The organism is Serratia sp. J2, from assembly GCF_046269175.1.
In the GTDB taxonomy this organism is placed as follows: Bacteria; Pseudomonadota; Gammaproteobacteria; order Enterobacterales; family Enterobacteriaceae; genus Chania; species Chania fonticola_C.
This window is the reverse complement of the sequence record NZ_JBKABN010000006.1, coordinates 194180-215137: the sequence shown is the minus strand read 5'-3', so window position 1 is coordinate 215137 and position 20958 is coordinate 194180. Positions and strand designations below refer to the sequence as shown.

At 51.0% G+C, this 20958-nt stretch carries 19 protein-coding genes; 15 read left to right on the top strand and 4 right to left on the bottom strand.

Annotation, left to right across the window (positions count from 1 at the left end; all coding sequences use genetic code 11):
* The first annotated feature begins 28 nt into the window (after positions 1-28).
* From ACKWMY_RS09065 to ACKWMY_RS09035, 7 genes are all read left to right on the top strand, one after another.
* A complete protein-coding gene (locus ACKWMY_RS09065; protein WP_409486204.1) occupies positions 29-697 on the top strand; it encodes a hypothetical protein in 669 nt (222 codons plus the stop codon).
* 115 nt (positions 698-812) lie between these two features.
* Complete coding sequence (locus ACKWMY_RS09060) at positions 813-3296, top strand: CS1-pili formation C-terminal domain-containing protein (RefSeq protein WP_409486213.1); 2484 nt, start codon at positions 813-815, stop codon at positions 3294-3296.
* The gene (locus ACKWMY_RS09055) at positions 3286-4929 is read left to right on the top strand and encodes a hypothetical protein (RefSeq protein ID WP_024527533.1); all 1644 of its coding nucleotides are present in this window, start codon (positions 3286-3288) and stop codon (positions 4927-4929) included. The genes ACKWMY_RS09060 and ACKWMY_RS09055 overlap by 11 nt, the downstream gene beginning before the upstream one ends.
* A 12-nt stretch (positions 4930-4941) precedes the next feature.
* On the top strand, positions 4942-5601 hold the full coding sequence (locus tag ACKWMY_RS09050; protein ID WP_409486203.1) for a hypothetical protein: 660 nt from the start codon (positions 4942-4944) through the stop codon (positions 5599-5601).
* A gap of 94 nt (positions 5602-5695) precedes the next feature.
* The gene (locus tag ACKWMY_RS09045) at positions 5696-6361 is read left to right on the top strand and encodes a LuxR C-terminal-related transcriptional regulator (RefSeq protein WP_233169451.1); all 666 of its coding nucleotides are present in this window, start codon (positions 5696-5698) and stop codon (positions 6359-6361) included.
* A gap of 410 nt (positions 6362-6771) precedes the next feature.
* Positions 6772-7260 carry a hypothetical protein gene (locus ACKWMY_RS09040; protein WP_024527536.1) on the top strand — a complete coding sequence of 163 codons (489 nt, stop codon included), beginning with the start codon at positions 6772-6774 and terminating at the stop codon, positions 7258-7260.
* A gap of 50 nt (positions 7261-7310) precedes the next feature.
* The gene (locus ACKWMY_RS09035) at positions 7311-9443 is read left to right on the top strand and encodes a fimbria/pilus outer membrane usher protein (protein ID WP_409486202.1); all 2133 of its coding nucleotides are present in this window, start codon (positions 7311-7313) and stop codon (positions 9441-9443) included.
* A 92-nt stretch (positions 9444-9535) separates the two neighbouring features.
* On the opposite strand, the gene ACKWMY_RS09030 is transcribed toward ACKWMY_RS09035, so the two are convergent.
* Positions 9536-11002 (bottom strand): HAMP domain-containing sensor histidine kinase, encoded by a 1467-nt coding sequence (locus tag ACKWMY_RS09030; protein WP_024527538.1) that lies wholly within the window; start codon positions 11000-11002, stop codon positions 9536-9538.
* Between the two features lie 3 nt (positions 11003-11005).
* Positions 11006-11719 carry a response regulator transcription factor gene (locus ACKWMY_RS09025; protein ID WP_024527539.1) on the bottom strand — a complete coding sequence of 238 codons (714 nt, stop codon included), beginning with the start codon at positions 11717-11719 and terminating at the stop codon, positions 11006-11008.
* A 150-nt stretch (positions 11720-11869) separates the two neighbouring features.
* On the opposite strand from ACKWMY_RS09025, the gene ACKWMY_RS09020 reads away from it, so the two are divergent.
* Genes ACKWMY_RS09020 through ACKWMY_RS09005 form a run of 4 tightly spaced genes read left to right on the top strand, consistent with a single transcriptional unit; the run spans position 11870 to position 13931 of the window.
* A complete protein-coding gene (locus ACKWMY_RS09020) occupies positions 11870-12469 on the top strand; it encodes a cytochrome b/b6 domain-containing protein (RefSeq protein ID WP_024527540.1) in 600 nt (199 codons plus the stop codon).
* Positions 12470-12479: 10 nt separating this feature from the next.
* Positions 12480-13268 carry a molybdopterin-dependent oxidoreductase gene (locus tag ACKWMY_RS09015; protein WP_199063718.1) on the top strand — a complete coding sequence of 263 codons (789 nt, stop codon included), beginning with the start codon at positions 12480-12482 and terminating at the stop codon, positions 13266-13268.
* A gap of 60 nt (positions 13269-13328) precedes the next feature.
* A complete protein-coding gene (locus tag ACKWMY_RS09010; RefSeq protein ID WP_024527541.1) occupies positions 13329-13619 on the top strand; it encodes a pentapeptide MXKDX repeat protein in 291 nt (96 codons plus the stop codon).
* A gap of 60 nt (positions 13620-13679) precedes the next feature.
* Positions 13680-13931 carry a YdgH/BhsA/McbA-like domain containing protein gene (locus tag ACKWMY_RS09005; RefSeq protein WP_080673319.1) on the top strand — a complete coding sequence of 84 codons (252 nt, stop codon included), beginning with the start codon at positions 13680-13682 and terminating at the stop codon, positions 13929-13931.
* A gap of 79 nt (positions 13932-14010) precedes the next feature.
* On the opposite strand, the gene ACKWMY_RS09000 is transcribed toward ACKWMY_RS09005, so the two are convergent.
* Both ACKWMY_RS09000 and ACKWMY_RS08995 read right to left on the bottom strand, forming a co-directional pair.
* Positions 14011-14601, bottom strand: coding sequence for a helix-turn-helix transcriptional regulator (locus tag ACKWMY_RS09000; protein ID WP_024527543.1), 591 nt, complete (start codon positions 14599-14601; stop codon positions 14011-14013).
* 21 nt (positions 14602-14622) lie between these two features.
* Positions 14623-15339, bottom strand: coding sequence for an EAL domain-containing protein (locus tag ACKWMY_RS08995; protein ID WP_074031719.1), 717 nt, complete (start codon positions 15337-15339; stop codon positions 14623-14625).
* Between the two features lie 471 nt (positions 15340-15810).
* Here ACKWMY_RS08995 and ACKWMY_RS08990 point away from each other — a divergent pair, with 471 nt between their 5' ends.
* The 4 genes from ACKWMY_RS08990 (at position 15811) to ACKWMY_RS08975 (ending at position 20930) form a co-directional block, all read left to right on the top strand.
* Positions 15811-16368: a fimbrial protein gene (locus tag ACKWMY_RS08990; protein WP_021180549.1), complete on the top strand. Its 558-nt coding sequence runs from the start codon at positions 15811-15813 to the stop codon at positions 16366-16368.
* Between the two features lie 169 nt (positions 16369-16537).
* A complete protein-coding gene (locus ACKWMY_RS08985) occupies positions 16538-17269 on the top strand; it encodes a molecular chaperone (protein WP_024527545.1) in 732 nt (243 codons plus the stop codon).
* 74 nt (positions 17270-17343) lie between these two features.
* Complete coding sequence (locus ACKWMY_RS08980; protein WP_409486201.1) at positions 17344-19902, top strand: fimbria/pilus outer membrane usher protein; 2559 nt, start codon at positions 17344-17346, stop codon at positions 19900-19902.
* The gene (locus ACKWMY_RS08975) at positions 19899-20930 is read left to right on the top strand and encodes a fimbrial protein (RefSeq protein ID WP_024527547.1); all 1032 of its coding nucleotides are present in this window, start codon (positions 19899-19901) and stop codon (positions 20928-20930) included. The genes ACKWMY_RS08980 and ACKWMY_RS08975 overlap by 4 nt, the downstream gene beginning before the upstream one ends.
* Positions 20931-20958: the final 28 nt, after the last annotated feature.

The window sequence follows — 20958 nt, the reverse complement described above, 5'->3', positions numbered from 1 at the left end:
TGTCAGCTAAAGAGTTTGGAATACCGCTATGAATCGTTTCTATTTTTCTATTCCCCTGTTGCTTTCCCTGTGCCATAGCGCCTTGGCGCTGGATGTTGGCTCGGTCAGTTCCTTTATGCCCAGTAATAGCGCGACGCTAAGTAAAGAAATTAAAAATACGACGGATAGCGGCCGCCTGGTGAATATAAAAATAGAAAGGATTTCCGACCCGACGGAATTCGGCGTGGTGATCCCGATGGTGACGAAGGACGAAATGCTGTTGTCACCGGCCAGCCTGATGATGCCAGCCAACGCCAGGGACGTGATCCGTTTTTATTATAAGGGCCCAGAAGATAACCAAGAACGCTATTACCGGATTGTCTGGTTCGATCAGGCATTAACGGATGCGGGGCAGAATACCGCCAAACGCAATGGCGTGGCCACCACCTCGGCGCGTATTGGCACCATTTTAGTGGTTACGCCCCGGCAGGCTAATTTTAATCATCAGTTTGCCAATAACAAAGTCGTCAATACCGGCAATGCTACCTTCAAAATGGTGGCCTATGGTCCCTGCAAGAATAAGAAAGAAGGCAGCAACTGCAAGGAAAACTATTTTGTCATGCCAGGTAAAGATCGTGGCCTGTCCAAAGTGGATATCAATGATAAGAAAAGCCACGTTGCGCTTTGGTATGGAGAGCAATTTATTCAAGTCAAATAACACCGAGTTGGGCTGCTACGGGATGTTGCAGTAAAGGGATGCATAATAGTTCAAGGAGTTAGACGTGAAACTAGCACTGGATAGTGCATTACTCAAAATATCAGTAGCGGTGGGGATGAGCGTTATCCCTGCCGTGATGATCCCTGGGCAGTCGGCTCTTGCCGCCGGGCTAACCCAAATTGATGGCGTGTTGATCCCCCAGACTTTCAGCATGGCATTGCGTGAGGGGATGAGCATCCCGCTATTGCTGCATTTTGAACAAAACAGCACCCAGAAAGACGATCAACGCATTGGGCGCGCACTGCTGGTGCTTGATGATAATCATCTGAAAATTAGCGAAATTACCCTGGAAGATAACGAGGGGGGCGCACAGCTGACCGCCGCGATCGCCAAGCAGCTCAATGTGCTCAATGACGCCAACTTTGACGATAAGCAACGCATTACGCTGTCGGATGATGCCTGGCTGGCATTGGATTTCCGCCAGTTGAACTTGCAATTGGTGGTGAAGCAATCGGCCCTGGGTACGGTATTGCGTGAGCGCGCCAGCGATATTGGTGCGTCGAGTGTTGATGAGATAAGCAGCACGCTGGCCTATAACCTGGGCGTTTACGACAACCGCACCAAAGCCAGCGAAGGTTTTACCTCCAGCTATTTATCGCTGAATAACGTCACCTCTCTGCGTGAACATCATGTGGAAGTGAACGGTTCTGTCTATGGGATTGGCAGCAGCAACCAGGATTCGACGCTGTATAAGGTGATGTATGAGCGTGACTTCGCTGGCCGACGCTTTGCCGCAGGCATGCTCGACAGTTGGAACCTGCAATCGCTGGGCCCAGTGACCACCATCAATTCGAGCAAAATCTACGGCATGTCCTATGGTAGCCGGGCCAATTCGACGGTGTTTGATAATACCCAGTCGTTAACGCCGATTGTTGCCTTCTTTCCTTCGGCGGGTGAGGTTCACCTGTCGCGTGATGGCCGCCTGCTCAGCGTACAGAATTTCGCCATGGGTAACCATGAAGTGGATACCGGCACGCTGCCTTTTGGTATTTACGATGTGCAGGTTGAGGTGATCGTCAATGGTCAGGTGATCAACCGCCGTATGCAACGTGTTAACAAACTCTATAGTCCGTTGCACGCCGCGGGTGCGCCAATGTTCTGGCAGTATTGGGGCGGCATGGTGCGAATGGATGAGTGGCGTGGCGACAACGATCGCTTCGCTGAGGCTAAAGATAGCTACCTGTTGGGGGCTTCAGCCTCTGGCTACCTGTCTCGTTTTAACTGGGCGCTTTCCGGTTATTCTCTGGACAGCACCTCGGTGGCGGAAGGCCGTTTAAGCATACCGATCATCGATGCGGTGCAGGTTAGCACCCAGAGCATGGTAGCCACAGACCGATCCTGGACGCTGATCAACACCGTGAGCGCCACGCTGCCCGGCGGTTTCAGTACGCTGTGGGCCAACGAAGAAAAAACGGTGATCGGCAACAAACTGCGCCAAAACGATGCCCATAACCGGGCGATCGGCGGCTCGTTGAACCTGGGGGCGATTGTGCCTCACCTCGGCACGCTCAGCGTCAGTTATAACGACGACAAGAAAAATAGCAGCCATTACTACAACGTGGATTACTACCAGAATCTGTTCACCGGCCGTTACGGCTCGCTGGGCATACGTGCCGGGGTACAGCGATACAATAATGGTCATTCCGGCGGCAATACCGGTAAGTACATTGCGCTCGATTTCTCCTTGCCGCTGGGCAACTGGTTCAGCGCCGGGGTTTCTAACCAGAACGGCTACACCACGGCCAATATTGCGGCGCGTAAAGAGATTGCCGATGGGCCGATCCGTACCGTGGGGGCCAATATGTCGCGCGCCATCTCCGGGGACACCAACGGTGATAACAGCGTTAACGGCGGTGCCTACGCCCGTTTTGACACCAAGTATTCTACCGGCACCGTCAACGTTAGCAGCTCCGCAGACGGTTATGTGAATACCAGCCTGACCGCTAACGGTAGCGTCGGTTGGCAGGGGCGTCATATCGCGGCAAGTGGGCGTAATGAAGGTAACTCAGGGATCATTATCAATACCGGCCTGGAAAATGAAGGCATGCTGACCGCGCGCGTGGATGGCCGCGTCGTCAAGCTGACCGGAGACAAGAACTATCTGCCACTGTCCCCTTATGGTCAGTATGTGGTGGAGTTGATGAACAACAAAAACTCGGCGGAAAGTTTCGACATCGTCACCAACCGTAAGAACAGCCTGACGCTGTACCCGGGCAACGTGGCGGTCATCGAACCGCAAATCAAGCAGATGGTGACGGTATTTGGCCGCATCAAGGCCGAGGACGGTACGCTGCTGGCCAACGCCAATATCAACAACCATATCGGGCGTACCCGTACGGATGAAAAAGGGGAGTTCGTGATGGATGTGGACAAGAAATTCCCGGTAATCGATTTTACCTACCGCCAAAATCAAAGCTGTGAGGTGGCACTGGATCTGAGTAAGGCACAGGGTGCGGTCTGGGTCGGCGACGTGGTTTGCCGCGGCTTGAAGTCCTACGCCAAAGTGGGCCAATCAGGAGATATGAGCAATGAAGGCTAATAGCATACGTTTGGCGCTGTTGATCGGCGGCCTGCTGAGCATCGCCCCGGCGCAGGCGGTGAACCCGACCAATCTGGGAGATGCCGCCACGATGAAGTTTGTCTTTGTTGAGAACAATGCGGACGATAACTTCTTTGTGACCCCGGCAGGGGGGCTAGATCCGCGTATGACCGGTGCCAATAAATGGACCGGCCTGAAATATGGCGGATCCGGCACCATTTATCAACAGAGCCTGGGCTACGTTGATAATGGTTATAACTATGGGCTGACGGCGAACAACCGCTTTGATATGTGGCTGGAAAATGCGCCTATTAAAAATCCGTTCCTCGGCCTGCGTTGTATCAACTGGTATGCCGGTTGCAATATGGACACCAGCCTGATCTTGCCTGAAACCACCGATGAGAAAGGGTTTTACGGTGCTGTCGTCACCTCTGGTGGGGCAAAATGGATGCACGGCATGATGTCACCGAGTTTTTATCAGTACCTGAAACAGATGGGATCGGGCACTTCGTTCAGTATGCAGATCAACGGTTGTCAGACCAACGTTGTCTACAATGCCAGCAACGGCGAACGTTGTCAGGATCAGGCACGTGGCACCTGGTATCGACGTACCGTCACCCATGCCAAGGCGGCACACCTGCGTTTTATCAATACCAATGCGGTATCGGAAGTATTCGTCAACAGTGATGGGATACCGATCATCGGTGAAGGTAATGCGGACTGCCGCAACCAAACCGTCGGTGCCCGCAGCGGTATCATGTGCAAGATGGTCAGCTACGATCTGCAAACGGATGGCAGCGTCAGTAACACCTCGATCCATATTTTTCCGTCGATCAACCATGCCGCACTGTCATCGGCGGTTAATGCGGCCGATCTGCAATTCAGTTTGAATGGCAACAGTTGGAAAAATACCTCGGGTACCGGCAGCTACTATACGTTTAACGAGTTGAAGAGCAGCAATGCCGTTTACGTGTTTTTTGCCAGTAATTTCTTCAAACAGATGGTCAGGCTGGGGATCACCGACGGCGGTACGCACGATCTGATTAACTTCCGTTTCCAGAACACCACTTCGCCGGAATCGGGCTGGTATGAGTTCTCGACCTCTAACCAACTGATCATCAAGCCTCGTGATTTCAGTATCAGCATTATTTCCGAGGATTTCGATAACAGCCCGCACCGGGAAGGCTATGTTGGCCCCTCAGAGCCACCGTTGGAGTTTGGCTATATTGTGACCACCAGCGCCAAGACCAATGCCGATCAGGTCAGGGTGATGGCGACCGGTCCAACTCAGTCACTGGGAGGGATCAACTACTGCATTTTCTCCTCGCCAGATAATACCGCGCAGGTACCCTTCCCGGCTCAGCTCAGTATCACCACCAGCACGGGGACTGAACAGGTGTTTGATGCAGGTTGTGACAGCCAGTGGCACGATATGACCAACGCTCTGTGGAGCAGTACCCCATGGAACGATATTTCCGGTGACGTGGGGGTGATGAACAAGACCAAGGTCAAGTTCAGGATCCCGATGAACGCGCCGATCTCGCTGAAAACGGTGGAAGGTAACGCCTGGTATGGCGATGTGCATGCCGCCGGTGAAATTCACGTTGAGGCAACCTGGCGCAATATCAATTAAAGGGGGGGTAATGTGAAAACTCTGCTGCTATGGCTAATATTCCTGCCCTTTACCGCCGGGGCGATCAACGTGGGTACCATGACGTTTGCGATGGATCAGGATCAGTCCTTTGTCGCCAAGCGGGTGTTGAACAATAACGCCAGCGCCCGGTTTTATCAGGTTTCCATTCGTGCCATCGATCGGCCAGGGGAGCAAGAGGTGCGAACCCGCCCGGCAGAGGGTGAATTGCTGTTTGCCCCTAAGCAACTGACACTGCGGGCAGGGCAGGGGGAATATTACAAGTTCTATTACCATGGGCCGAAGGATAATAAAGAGCGTTATTATCGCGTCTCATTTCGCGAGGTACCGACTGACCTGCTGACGGCTGGGCAGAACAAGAAAGCCGGTGCCAACCTGGAGCCGATCGTGGTTATGGATACCATTCTGGTGGTCAGACCGCGTGTGAGCAAGTTTGACTACCAGCTTGACAAGCAGCGCGGAACGCTCAAAAACACCGGTAATACCTTTTTTAAGTTTCTGTTGAAACCTGGCTGTGATAGCACCGATGAAGAGGGGATCACCGAGTATTTACGCCCTGGGGATACGCTGTCGCATCCGGGCATCAAATTGCAGGGGCAGAAGTTTATTATTTATAACGATAAGTTTATCAACGTGGATAAAAGTTGCACTTAAATAGCTAGTTTTTATTGACCGTTCGGCAGGGAACGCAGGTTTCAGGTGGTTTCTATAAGCTAAAAAATAAAATATTTCAATGGAATAGTTGATTATGCATACCTTTTATAACGATACTTTTATTATCTTTGATCCCCATCCTTTGGTCAATATCGGTCTGCAGTCATTGATTGACCCGAAAAATAAAAAAATCAGCCGTCTAAGTAGTCTGAACGAGATTGTTTCATCACTCAACAGTAATGAACAGCAAACGGTTATTATGGAGCTCTACCATTATACCGAAGACATTTATCAGGTGGTGCGATTTGTGTTGACCGCCGGTAAGCTTTGGCCAAAGGCGTCCTTGGTGGTTTTCACCGACCTCGGCAACCCGGATATTTTATCGCTGCTTGCGGCGCAAAAACACCTCTCATTAGTAGCCAAGCGTGATAAGGTGAATTATTTGCTGGCCGCCATTTCGGCGGCCCATCCTACGGCCAGTTTTCGTAGCCCAACGATGCGGCAGCTATTGTCGCAGAGACAGCTGCCATTATCAGCGTGTGAATGGCGCATTTTGGGGTTGATGGTTTCCGGAGCTAATGCGCAACATGCCGCTCAGGTTATTGGCCGGAGCTATAAGACCGTTTGCACCCATAAGCTGAATATTATGCGCAAGCTGGGGCTGAATCCGGTTGGCTTTATGCAGCTGCTGTTAGCGTTCAGAACCCGTTACTGGGATGAAACTGCCATTTTTGGAATACATCCGGCATCACCGCACTAGGAAAGAAGGACTCCTTCTGAGTTTACGCCAGCTGCGTGAGTTCAAACAATTCCTCTGTCAGTCGGCCTGGCTAAAATTAGTCAGGTCGCCTTTGTCTGGATTTATTCTGAATCTCAGACGCTTTCTTAATGATATAGGTCACTTGTAAGCGAACCAGGTCGCTGTTTTACATTACAGTTGGTTATAAAACGTTCGATCTTGGTGTAATTAATAGCATGATAATATTATCATTTCCAGTGTTTATTTGAGAATTAACTGGCTATGTTAAAGAATTTCTCATGAAAGATCTGAAAGTAAAACATTTCAGCTGAATTTTATTGTCTTAATAAATGCTATAAATTAAGGTCCTTTTGCCTTTAAGAACGGCGTATTCATGTTTTTAATTAATTATTCTAGAAGGATCTATATAGATGAATAAAAGCAAAATTGGGCTTTTGATGCTTGGTACTCTGGCGTTCTCTGCGAATGCTTTTGCTGGTATCAGCAGCCAAGAGCAAAATATGCGTAATGAAGTCACCAAGTGCGTCAGTGATATCCAGTCATATGGCAATGATCCTCGGGATAAATCACCTCTCTGGGTTATTTACGGTACCCGCGGTGGTGCGCATAAATATTGCGGATCCGTTGCCGCTAAAACCAGAACTGCAATCACCCCAGGGTACAACCAGCAAGAGGCTTGGGAAGCCGAGTGGCAGGATCTCTTTGCAGAATATAGCGCCATTCCTAAGGCTGATGCCAACCAACCCAATACCCTGAAATTGGTTAAAAAGCTTCGTGATCTTGCCGCAGCAAACAAATTGGATGGGCGCCATGCTCAGTCCAAACTCTATGTTTATCGTGCTATGATGCGTGAGCTTGATAAATTAGATGCGATCCTGCCTTCTGTCGAAGGTAAGTAACCTGTTCTAATTAAATAATAATGTACCGGTATGTTTAATGATGACTGCCGGTGCATTTTTATACATCCCATTATTTCCATCCGCGCAATATGAATAAAAACTTATTCGTTTTCCCTATTCTATTAATGGCAGCCTGTTTTGCCAATGCAGGGGAGTATTTTTATATATCCGAAGGAGAGCGGGATATAGGTCATATTGAATTGGACGTGGCGGACGACGGTTTTCCGTGTTTTGATAGACAAAAGCTTATAGAATGGCAAATCCTCTCACCCGCAAACAGCAGTGAGGTACCAGAAACCGGCTGTATCAAAGTTAAAGATCTTTATCCATTAAATATTACCGTTACCTTAATTGATAAGGTGAATTTTCTCATTTTTACATTCTTGGAGTCGACGGAGGTTAAGGCCGATCCTCGCCTGGCTATCGAGTATAGAGATGAAGGCATTCCAGCCATTTTGATAAACTATGATATTAACTATAAGAAATATCAGGGCGAGCGTTATGTCAGGAGGAAAAGAAAAGATAACGTGGTGGTGGAGTTAGAGTCAGGCATCAACTATCAACACTGGCGGTTAAGATCACGGCAGTTTCATGATAATGAAGGTATGCCACAGCAACGGATAAAATTTTCCGATCTCTACGCTGAAAGAGACATCTCCGTGATAAATTCTCGCCTGCATTTTGGTGAGGGTTACAATAATACTTTCTATCTGGATCCCTTTCCTTATCGCGGGATAAAATTGTCCTCGGACGATAATATGTTTCCTTCGACACAGGGGCCGGTGTTGCCTTGGGTATACGGTGTGGCCACCAGTGATGCTGAAGTTGAGATCCGGCAGAACGGCAAACCGGTTTGTCGAACGATGGTTCAATCCGGGGACTTCGTGCTGAGAAATATCAAACTGTTTGACAAGTCGGGTTCTATTACCATGACGGTGAGAGAAAGCGACGGGAGTATCATTTATTATGACGTACCCTGGAGTCGACTTGACAATATCCTGGATAAGAATAGGTGGAAATATGATATCTCATTCGGAAAGTTTATGAGTAGTGAGAGAATGGAGGAGTCTAATCCCAATTTTTTTCAGGGTGGCGCTGGGTATGGACTCACTGCACAAAGCTCTTTATTTGGTGGCACGTTGATAGCGCAAAATTACTATAGCCACTCACTGGGTATTGGTCAGCGACTCAATCAATTCGGTGATGTTACCTTTAATCACCAGTACAGCAGTATAACATCGGCAGAGAAGGGAAAGGTAACCGGTGAGAAGTTGCGTTTACACTATGTGGCTAATTTCAACAAGGCGAATGCCAGCATCAGGTTAAATGGCGAGTATTATCTACAACCTCATTATAATGATTTCAATAATTACTCCTATAATGCTAAAACAGATTACTATTGCTGTGATTACTATAAAAAGGAATATGGTTTTGATTTTTCGCTAAGTGCATTGATCGGCACCTCACAGAGCTTATCGTTAAGTATTAACCAGGAAAAATACAAAGAAGATCAAGGCAAGCGGACGTTCTACTCACTGAAGTTTATGCAAAACACCGTCAACTTATCCTATGATCTTGACCTGACATACTATCAATATCCTACGCAAAAAAATGAAATGCTCTTTGGTATTACCTTCAGGGTACCCTTAAAGAGCATGGGGATTGATAACACCAGCCTGAATCTGGGATACAGCTATAACCCCTACGATCACTATCAAACGGAACTTGGCGTCAGCGGTAGACATTTAAATAACAACCTTAACTACCGGGTGACTAGCCGCAGGGGAAAAAAGAGCAAGGCAAATTATCAGGCGAATGCCAATTACCGCTATGCTGCGGGGGAATCGGCTATCAGATACCAGTCTGGAACAAACTATGCGCTCTACTCGGCGAACAGCTCAGGTTCGTTGGTTGCCCATCAGGCGGGGATCACCTTAGGGCCAACGTTAGGTGACACTAACGCACTGGTATATAGCAAAAAGTATCCCAATGCGACGATCCCTGAGCAGGTTGATGTGGTTACCGACAGCCGTGGTTATGCCATTATCCCCAATCTCATTCCCTATCAGGTCAACGTGGTCAATGACGAGATAGGCCAAGAGCGAGAGTTTGGTGAGCCAGCCAATGAAGTCGTTAAAGTGCCGACATTAGGGGCCTTATCCTATTATGAGTTGCTCAATTAAATCGCTGTGCCGAAGAGGGCAACAGGTGGCAATCATACAGGGCGCTGATACGCCCTAAGCCCTTCCATGGGGACTGGCTGTCGGTACTTTAGTCATAGTACCGACACGGAGAAACGAAAGCAGGCTCCAGCATGCTGCTGATCCACCAGCATAATGTCACTGTCGTGTAACTGCAGAATGCGTTTGACAATCATCAGCCCCAAACCTCCCGCATGGCGGCGGGCATGGTTGAGAATTGACGGGCGGATAAACAAATCAGGCCGCAGCTCCAAGGGAATGCCAGGCCCGCTGTCATTGACCTGAACCATCACCTTATTACCCTGTGGCCACAGGCGCACTTCGATCTCTCCACCGCTTGGCGTATGGCGGATCGCGTTATCCAGCAGGTTGGTCAGCACCCGTTCCATCATGCTCAAGTCGGCAAACACCTGGGGGATGCCCGGCTGAATATCGGCAAGCAGGCGCTGCTGGCGAGCCTCGGCGGCCAATTCGAACTTCTGGAATACGTCCTGCACCAATTCACTGAGGGAGAACGGTTCTTTCTGAGGTTTCACTACGCCGTACTCAAGCCTGGCCAGCTCAAATAGCTCTTGCGCCAGCCGCCCGACTTTGCGGCTCTGCGCCAGGGCGATCTCCAGGTAGCGTTGACGATCGGTGGGTGTCAGGCTGGCTGATTTCACCGACAGCGTTTCCAGATAACCATGCAGAGAGGTTAGTGGAGTACGCAGATCGTGAGAGATATTGGCGATAAACTCGCGCCGTTGCTGGTCCTGTTGTGACAGGGTTTGCCACTGTTCAGTAATGCGCTGTGCCATACGGCGGAATGCCTGCTGTAACTGGCTGACCTCATCACGGCGGTGGCTCTCTGCAGGGGTATTGGCATAGGCTTGCAGTGCTGCGATGCCATCGCTATCCAGCGCATTAACCTGCTGAGTCAGGCGGCGGATCGGCCGTGTCACCCAGTGGAAAGCAATGCCACCGGCCAGCAGCCCGAACAGCGCCACCAGCCCCATCGACCACAGCGCGGTATAAATGGCAGAGTTGATCTGGGCGCTATTGGCCAGCGCATCATAATCCTCCCCCAGCAGCACTACGTAGAGATAGCCTTCAATCTCACCATTTACCCGCAGCGGCGCGGCGCTGAAGACTTTTTGATTATTGAGATTACGCGGGTCGTCACCATAGAGGGGCATTTCGGCCCCGTTCAACAATGTCTGTATCGGCAACAGGTCGACCTTTTGGCGTTTCATGTGCCCGGCAGGTGCCGCATTGCCAACGATATTGCCTTGTTTATCCAGCAGATAAACCTCAACGCTCGGATTAACCGCCATCAGTTGATCGAACAGGGTATGCACCGACCGATCGTTCCAGCCCTGCGAACTCAACAGTGGGTTGCTGGTGGCGATATGCTGCGCCAGATTGGTGGAAAGCCGTTGGATCACCGCCTGGCTATATTGCGTGCTGCTGCGCACCTGTAACCAACCGGAAATCGAACAACAGATCAGCAGCAGCAGGGCGAAAACCAGAGTCAGGCGTTGTGTCAGCGTGAGATTTTTCATCATTTACCCTTGCGGCGAAGCCGCGAATTTATAGCCCATGCCCCACACGGTGAGAATGTGCTCGGGTTCTGCCGGGTTGCGCTCAATCTTGATCCGTAGCCGGTTAATGTGGGTATTCACCGTGTGTTCATACCCTTCGTGTTGATAGCCCCAGACCTGATTGAGCAGGCTGAGGCGGGAAAATACTTTGCCAGGGTGGCGGGCGAAAAAATACAGCAGGTCGAACTCGCGCGGTGTCAGTTCCACCGTTTGCTGGTTTAGAAAAACCTCGCGAGCGATGGGATCTATCACCAGCCCGTTCATGCTTAACGTTCCTGCCTCCATCCGGAGGTTACGGGTCATCGCCTCTTGGCGGCGAAACAGGGCTTTGACGCGGGCGACCAGCTCCAGCATGGAAAAGGGTTTAGCCAAATAGTCGTCAGCCCCCAGCTCCAACCCGAGTACCCGGTGGACTTCACTAGAGCGGGCGCTGGTGATAATGATTGGCGTATAGCGCGTCATATTGCGGGCGCGACGGCAGATTTCCAGGCCATCGATGCCCGGCAGCATCAGATCGAGGATCAGCGCGTCCCAACCTCCTTGTTCCAGCATTGCCATGCCCAGATTGCCATCGGCCGCGTGGCTGATGTCATAGCCCTCATCGCGCAGATGCAGTTGCAACAGTTCGGCGATATGGCCGTCGTCTTCGACGATCAAAATTCGTTTTGCCTTTTCCATTTTCTCTACCGCAGTTAACTGGTCTACCTGAAGTCTACACAACCCCCACCCTGGAAGTGATCACATTTTATTTAACTTTGCGTGAGGTCTTGGGGAACAAATCCGTTGAATACTGCTGACATCGAACCGAGACGGGGCAGGAGAGAAGCGATGATCACGGCGAAACAGACCCTTATCCACCCGCTGTGGCTAAGGCTGACACACTGGCTGAACGCACTTGCCATGTTGATTATGGTCACCAGCGGTTGGCGCATTTATAACGCTTCCCCGTTGTTTAACTTTAGCTTTATCAATGAGCTGACGTTAGGCGGTTGGCTGGGGGGCGCGCTGCAATGGCATTTTGCCGGTATGTGGCTGTTTGGCATCAACGGCCTGTGCTATCTGCTGATCAACCTGTTCAGCGGCCGCTTTAAACGCCAATTCTGGCCGCTCAGCCCCAGGAAGTTTGTGGCCGATCTATGGGCCGCACTGCGAGGCAAGTTGTCACACGCCGATCCGCGCCACTACAACATGGTACAGCGTGTGGCCTATCTGGTGGCCATCGCAGTCAGCGTCCTGATGGTGCTTTCTGGGCTGGTGTTGTGGAAATCGGTGCAGTTTCCTCTGCTTCGCACCTTGCTTGGAGGTTACGACGCGGCTCGCTATGTTCACTTTTTTGCCATGACGACGCTGGTTGGTTTCGTGGTGATCCATCTGGTAATGGTGGCCCTGGTGCCACGTACGCTGCTGGCCATGTTACGTGGGCGCTAAGGAGACACAGATGAAAATGGAAAAACCCCCTCTCAGCCTGAGCGAAGGCCAGGATATCGTTAAAGAGGCACAGCGCCTGCTAGCGCGCCAGTTGGCATCGTCGTCGCGCCGCCGTTTTCTGCGCAATGGCTTGACCCTGGGGGGCGTGGCGATGCTGACTGGCTGCGATCTCAGCGATAACACTCAGGTAGATCAGGCCTTGAGCCGCATCTCACGCTTTAACGATCGGGTTCAGGGCTGGCTGTTCAATGCCAATCATCTGGCACCAGAGTATGCCGAATCGATGATCACTCGCCCATTCCCGTTCAATGCTTTCTATAGCGAGGATCAGGCGCCGGATATCAATGGTGATGACTATCGGCTGGAAGTGGCGGGGTTGGTGCTGCACAAGCAGCCCTGGACGTTGGCACAACTGCATCAGATGACGCAAATCAGCCAGATCACAAGGCACATCTGTGTGGAAGGCTGGAGCGCCATCGGCAAATGGGGTGGGGTGCCGTTTGCCACCTTCCTGAAGGCGATTGGTGCGGATCTGAACGCCCGCTATATCGGTTTTAAATGTGCTGATGACTATTACACCAGCATCGATATGGCCACGGCGTTGCATCCGCAAACGCTGATGGCGCTGACCTACGACGGGCAGATTTTACCGCGTAAATACGGCTATCCGATGAAATTGCGGATGCCCACCAAGCTGGGTTACAAGAATCCCAAACATATTCAAGTGATCGAAGTCACCAACCACTTTCCCGGCGGTTACTGGGAAGACCAAGGCTACAACTGGTTTGGCGGTAGTTGATTGCCGCCGGTGCAGTTTCATGGCACGACGCGTGCCGATTAACCAAGAAAAGGAAATACCATGAAAAAGTTATTTGCCATGATGATGTGTAGCGCGCTGATGCTGGGTATCACCGGAGCCAATGCGGCCGATAGCATGGGCAAGGACGCGATGAAAAAGGACGGTATGAGCCAGATGTCCCACGACGGGATGGCAAAACAGGGAATGAAAAAAGAGTGCATGGATAAAGATTGCATGAAGAAGGACTCTATGGCCAAAGACGGCATGAAGAAGGATCACATGGCCAAAGACAGCATGAAGAAAGACTCTATGGCTAAAGATGGCATGAAGAAAGACGCAATGAGTCAGTAAAGGCATAATCCCTCCGGCGGCTTTTGCTGCCGGTTATCACCAAGCTAGTGAGAGGATTTTATGATGAAAACTGTAATTTTGGCTTTGGTGCTGGCTGCAGCCAGCAGCGGTGTCATGGCGGCCATGCCGGTAACAAGCAGTGCTGCACAAGGGCTGCAAAAAATCGGAGAGGTTTCCAGCCAGACGACAACGTTGAGCAGCTTTGAACAGGCGATCGCCGCCGATGCGCAACGGCAGGGGGCAAGTGCTTATCGCATTACTTCGGTTACCGTTAATAACCACGTTTACGGCACCGCGGATTTGTATAAATAATCGGGAGAGGGCATGGTGGTATATCGACGAGGGGCGACGTTCAATCGATGAACTCGCCCCTTTACTATACTCGCCTGAGTCAGCCGTTGGTGACGAAAATAGTGCTCATATTTCGCAGACGCAATTTCTTCAATGCACTGTATTTCTGTGAAAAAATAGTTTTCGGATGGGTGCCTCGCTTGGCTGCAATGTTCAGCAGACTATCGCCGCGCAACAGGTTGAAGATCACATCGCTTTCTGCCGGGCTGAGCTCGCGGGTTTTCTGCACCTTCAATTGCCCCGACTCTTCGCTCGCCAGCAGGTTTTCCACTTTTTCCTCTAGTAAATAAAGCGGCATGCGAGCCGATACCAGTTCTACAGAGATCCCCAGGATCGCCAACAGCTTGGCCACCCGCTCATCATCATAAAACACCAGAATACGCGTTGAGCTCATGTGTTGCTGATGCACAGACACCAGGCTTTCGATCACGTTGACGCTTTGCTCCAGATTTTGCGAGGTGAAAATCAACGCAATATCATGCTTGATAATTTTCTCCGCCTTTGCGCCACCGTGCATAAAGTCCGAAAACAGCTTGATATCGTACTTGCCATAATGCTTTTTCAACAGCATTGAAAGCCCGACATAGCTGTACTTACACTCACTAATCACCAGGACATTGTTTTTAGACATATTGGGGATACCCATAATGAGTTAAAAGTATTCAGCAGCAAGCAGCTGATTTAAATCTTTGATGCTGGATTCCTGCCACAGCTTCCCCTGCAGTGCATAGTAGGGCATTTCGTCCAGCCATTTTTTTTGTTCGCGCGTTTCAACCCCTTCGATAATCACCCGGTAATGATTCAGGTGAAAAAAACGCAACAAGGCACGCATCAACCCATCGCCACCGGGCTTTTTCATAAAGTCCCACAGCAGCTGTCGATCGAGTTTAACGAAGCGGAAACGGCTGTTATACAAGGCGGAAAACCCGGCATAGCCAGAACCAAAATCATCGAGCCAAAATGAATAATTATTCAGAGAGGGGTCGTTATGGACGCGATTTTTTACCAGCCTGCTGGCGTTTTCGTTGATTTCGAAATGCAGGCAATTCATCGCGCGGATTTTATCGGCCAACGCACCGTTCGCCAGCTCCTGCAGCGAATGGTCGTCGACATTGATGGTGGCAATGATCTGGTGTTGTTGAAACCAGTCACGGTATTTTTCTATCAATTCAATTTGTTGATGCAGGATCTCGACGCGGGTTTCGCGATCGGCCTGTTGGAAGAATTGTTCCGGAGAGAAATGCGCAAATTTGCTATCGAAAGAGAAGCGCGATAAACATTCAACGGCCAGCAGTTGCCCAGATTTGGCGAACATGGGCTGGAAAACATAATTAATTCCGTTATTTTTACCGTTAAAAACGCTGCGCATTCCTCAATCCTTTGATTGAAATTTATCTGTATGATTTTAAACAATAAACTAAGAAATAAATGACTGTTTATTGGTAATAATCTTATTAAAGAAAGAATCATCTTACCTGGTGGTAAATTCCTCTAAAAGATTGAAATTTCAGAGGGAACACGGTTGCGCTCAAGATGGCTAAAAGCGCAATAACAGAGTTATATTCTGGTTTTTCGGCGTTTTATCGAATTTTTTGACCGCTAACCTTGACGAATTAAGATTATTACGAACTGGGTAAATCGTCAACATCGATCGATAGGTATTTGTTGATAGTTTTTTCCTATCATGAGAGGCAATATGAATGTTTTAAACGATTTATCAATGAGAATGTTCTTGGACTATATTTCGCCGGGCAATGGATTCATCGGGCTTCATTCCTGACAGGGAGTAGCATCGTTGAATGTACTTAACGGATGTATTAATTCACCGAGAGTCGAAAATATGAAAATCTCTAAGCTGTCTGCTGTATTAGCACTGACTGTATGCGCCACCGCCATTCCTTCTCTTTCAGCACAGGCTGCCGATGGTACTATTACTTTCAACGGTAAAGTGACCGACCAGACCTGTACTATCAGCACCCCGGGTGGTAAAGATTTTACCGTTACCCTGCCAACCGTATCTTCTTCTACCCTGAATGCGGTTAGCGCTACTGCGGGTCGTACTCCATTCGCAATTAACCTGACCAAATGCTCTAAAGGCCAGGTAGCAACCTATTTCGAACCAGGTTCAACCGTTGATTTCAAAACGGGTCGTTTGAATAACCAAACCAAAACCAATGCTGCGACCAACGTGCAAATCCAGCTGCTGGGTAGCAACAACCAGTTCCTGCCAATTCTGGCTGCCACCAACAACGGTGCACAGACTAACTCCCAGTGGGTTACCGTGGCCAATGAAGGTGATTCAGCTGACCTGAACTACTACGCTGAATATTTCGCAACCGCAGCGGCGGGTGCTGGTGATGTGACCTCTAACGTACAATACACCATCATCTACCAATAAATTATTACCCGTTCCTTTTCTAGTTAAATGTTGCTTCCTCCCTGTGACCTTTCGGGGCGAATAGTTTCGCCCTGATAGCTTCTAATTGCAGGGAGTGAAAATCATCGGGTATCTATTCTGGCGGGTGGAAACTTTTCCCCCGCTGTATTTCTATAGTAGTGATATTAAAATGAAAACATCGATTAAGAAATACAGCGTATTGCTGATGGCCGTGCTTTTCAGCAGCAGCGCTTTTGCCAGCGTTATTGTGAACGGTACACGCGTTATTTATCCGGCCAAACAGCGGGAAGTGACCGTCCAATTATCCAATAATGGGACCGCCCCGGCGCTGATCCAGGCCTGGATCGATGAGGGCAACGCGGAAACGACGCCAGAAAACAGCAAAGCTCCCTTTATTATTTCGCCTCCTATCAGCCGCATTGAGCCAAACGGTGGCCAGGCGCTGCGCGTTTCGCTGACGACTTCGGCGTTGACGCAGGACAAAGAATCTCTGTTCTGGTTGAACGTGCTGGAAATTCCCCCGGCACCGACCGGAACGGCCGCCGACACTACGCCAGAAAACTTCCTGCAGGTGGCCTTCAGAACCCGTGTGAAGTTGTTCTATCGCCCGGAAGGCCTGAGCGGCGTAGCCAATGACGCGCCAGAAAAACTGCAGTGGAACTTCGTGGCTGGCGGTGTGAAAGTGAAAAATCCCACGCCGTTTTATGTCTCCTTCACCGAAATCAATGCCGTTGTCAACCGTAAGAAAGTCACGTTGGCACCGCATGGCGACATGCTGGCGCCTGGCCAGGAAAAAACGCTGGCCTTTTCCGGTGATAGTTCACGGATCGCTGATATTGAGTACACCACCATCAATGACTTTGGTGGCCGGGTTCAACGCAGTAAAAATCAGCAAAAGTAACTCCTGGAAAGCCCCATGCCGCGATGTGAAGTCAGCCGACGGGGACGCTTAATTTGGTAAAGGAATGCATGGATATGAACGAGTTACCTATCTCTGCCGCCGTCAAGTCGGCACTTTTCAATTACAGATCCATCCTGCTGTTGACCGGAAGTGCCCTTTGCCTGACCACCCCGGCATTTTCGCTGGCAGCGGTTCAAAGCGATGTCAACCAGGCCGCTGCACCGGTCGAAGCCACTTTCAACAGCAATTTCCTGGTTGGCCAGGCACAAGGCGTGGATCTTTCGCGCTTTCGTGATGGTAACCCGGTATTGGCGGGGAAATATTCTCTGGATGTCTACGTCAATGGGGAATGGAAGGGTAAAAAGAACATTGAATTCAAGAGCGTGCCGGGTAAAGACAGTGCCGATACCTGCTTTAGCCTGCTGTCTCTGGAAGAGTTTGGCGTCGATACTGCGGCAATGGGCAGCGATCCGGCGGTGACGACCAGCAGCTGTAAGCCGCTGGGGGAATGGGTGCCGGAAGCGTCTTACCGCCTCAATACCAGCACTTTGCGTATGGATGTCAGCGTTCCTCAGGTCGCGCTGCGACGTACCGCACGCGGTTATGTCGATCCGAAATTCTGGGATCGCGGCATCACCGCAGGCTTTCTGTCCTATAACTTCAACGCTTTTAATTCGCACAGCTCAAATAGCGGCGGGAATTCGGACTCGACCAACGCTTATCTGACGATGAACGCCGGGGTGAATATTGCCGGTTGGCAGTTGCGCCATGACTCGAATGTGAACTGGCGTAGTCAGGACAGCACCCATTGGCAGAATACGGCCACCTATGCGCAGCGGGCCATTCCGGGTGTGCGCGGCATGCTGACTTTGGGGGATGCGTTTACCAGCGGGGACTTCTTTGATTCGATCGGTTTTCGCGGGGCGCAACTGAGTACCGACGATCGCATGCTGCCGGATTCCCTTAACGGCTATGCACCCGTAGTGCGCGGTGTGGCACAAAGCAACGCCTTGGTGGAAGTTCGCCAGAACAACCAGTTGATCTATCAAACCACGGTAGCGCCGGGCGAGTTCGTGATTAACGATCTGTTCCCGACCGGCTACGGCGGCGATCTGGACGTCACGGTCAATGAGGCCGATGGTTCCGTGCGCCAGTTCAGCGTTCCCTATGCTTCGGTGGCACAGATGTTGCGCCCGGGGATCCAGCGCTATGCGTTAACCGCTGGCCAAGTTCGCGATGATAATTTACATACCTTGCCCGAGATGTTCCAGGCGACTTATCAGCGCGGGTTTACCAATATTCTGACTGGTTACACCGGGGCGACCGTGAGTGACGGTTACAGCGCGGTGCTGCTGGGGAGTGCGGTGGCAACACCGTTGGGGGCTTTTGCCGTCGACGTGACTCAGGCTAACACCCGCCTGAAACAGGGTGATCTGTCCGGCCAGAGCTACAAGATCAGCTACAGCAAGCTGATGTCGGAAACCAACACCAACTTCACCATTGCGGCTTACCGCTACTCGACTTCCGGCTATTTGTCACTGCGTGATGCGGTGTATGCCCGTGATAACGAGAGCCGGGGTTTAAGTGCCGATGCGGTTAACCGCCAGCGCAGTGAATATCAGCTTACGCTGAATCAGGGCCTGGGTGCCAATCTGGGATCGCTGTATATCACCGGTTCGGTGCGCGATTACTGGAACCGTGGCGGTACCTCCAAACAGTATCAGGTGGGTTACAACAACTTCATCGGCCGAGTTACCTACGGTTTGTCCGCCATGCGTACCACCGATACTTATAACCACGATGAAACCCGTTACTTCCTGAACTTCTCGATCCCGTTCAACATTGGCTCGCAAAACATCAGCCTGAACAGCGCATTGGCCTACAACGACCAAGGCTACGACAGCAGCCGCATCGGGATTAACGGCTCCACCGGGGAAGATAACAACATCAGCTACAGCGCCACTTTGGCTAACGACCAGAGCGGCGGGACCAATACCAGCGTGAGTGGGGAATACCGCAGTCGTTTCGCCACCATGAACGGTTCTTACAGCTATGGCCGTGATTTCCGTCAGTCGTCCATCGGGGCTTCCGGCAGCGTGGTGGCACATGGCGGTGGCGTGACCATGACGCCTCAGCGTGGCCAAACCATGGTGCTGGTTGAAGCGCCGGATGCCGCAGGGGCGATCGTCACCAATTCTCCTGGGGTGCGAATCGATGACAACGGCTATGCGGTGGTGCCTTATGTTGCCCCATACCGCATGACCAACGTTACGCTGGATCCTAACGGCATGTCACGCGATGTCGAGCTGGAAAGCAGCAGTCAGCAGGTAGCACCTTATGCCGGTGCGATTGCCAAGCTGGAGTTCAAGACCATCAAAGGTCAGGCGCTGATTATCCATGCGCTGGGCCCGAACAACACGGCATTACCTTTTGGTGCCGAAGTATTGGATACCCGTAACCAGGTGATCGGTATCGTCGGCCAGGGCAGCCGCATCTATCTGCGTACCGAAGCGTTACAGGGACTGCTGTTGGTGAAATGGGGTACTCAGCCGACACAACAGTGTGCCGTGAACTACCAGGCCAAAACACAAAACAGCACTGATTACGAAATTATCGAGGCGAGCTGCAAATGATCAACGTTATCCATAAATTCACCGCCATGCGCCAGCGCCCTAAATCAGCCATGCTGTTTTTGTTACTGATGTTGGCCGGGCAACAGGCATATGCTCAATGTCGAGTTAATACGACCAGGCCGCAGGACATCATTATGAACGTCGGCAGGGTATTGATTACGCCGGATACCAAGGTGGGCGATATCCTGGCCACCGGCAAGTTCGATATCAGCCGGGATAACAATATTTCTTGCAGCGGTAATAGCACGTTGTACGGTCGCATTTTACAAGGCGGCCCGAGCTCCATCAGCGACAAAATCTGGACCACCAACGTGCCGGGGGTGGGGTTGCGGCTTTATCGCCAGATCGGCACACAGGAAGGAGCCTATTACCCGCATGAGATCTACCGTAACGGCGCGGTGTATCTGGCTGAGGGGTATTTTGTGGTTGAGGTGATCAAGATTGCCCAGAATACCGGTACCGGCTCGTTAGCCCCCGGGCAGTATTCATCTTACTATGCGGATGGGACGGGCCCTTCAAGACCGATCCTGATCTCCCACGTATTGGCGAACAGTATCACCATTGTCACCTCGTCCTGTTCGGTGGACGCCGGTTCGAAAAACAAGGTGATCAACCTGAGTACGGTGGCGACTGCGGCGTTTAAAGGCGTGGGCAGTACCGCCGCAGAGCAGGACTTTTCGATTAATATCAACTGCGTCGGTGGTTCGGGGACGGAGCTGTTGCCTGGTGGTACAGGGGAGGGGCTGGTGAACGTACGTTTTGACTATACCCGCGATACCTCGAATGCACCGGGCGTACTCCAGCCTGTACAGGATAGCAATGCCGCCAGCGGCGTTGGAGTCCAACTGCTGACCGGCAATAACTCAACGCCAATCACTAGCGGCACGGCGGTGTATGCCGGGCATACTATTGCCAACCAGACCAATACCATCACTTTGCCGCTCAAAGCGCGTTACTACCAGACTGCAGCGAAAATGAAGGGCGGTACCATCAAATCGATTGCCACCTTTACCCTCGAATATAACTGATAAGACATCACTCAGTTCAATAGGGTGA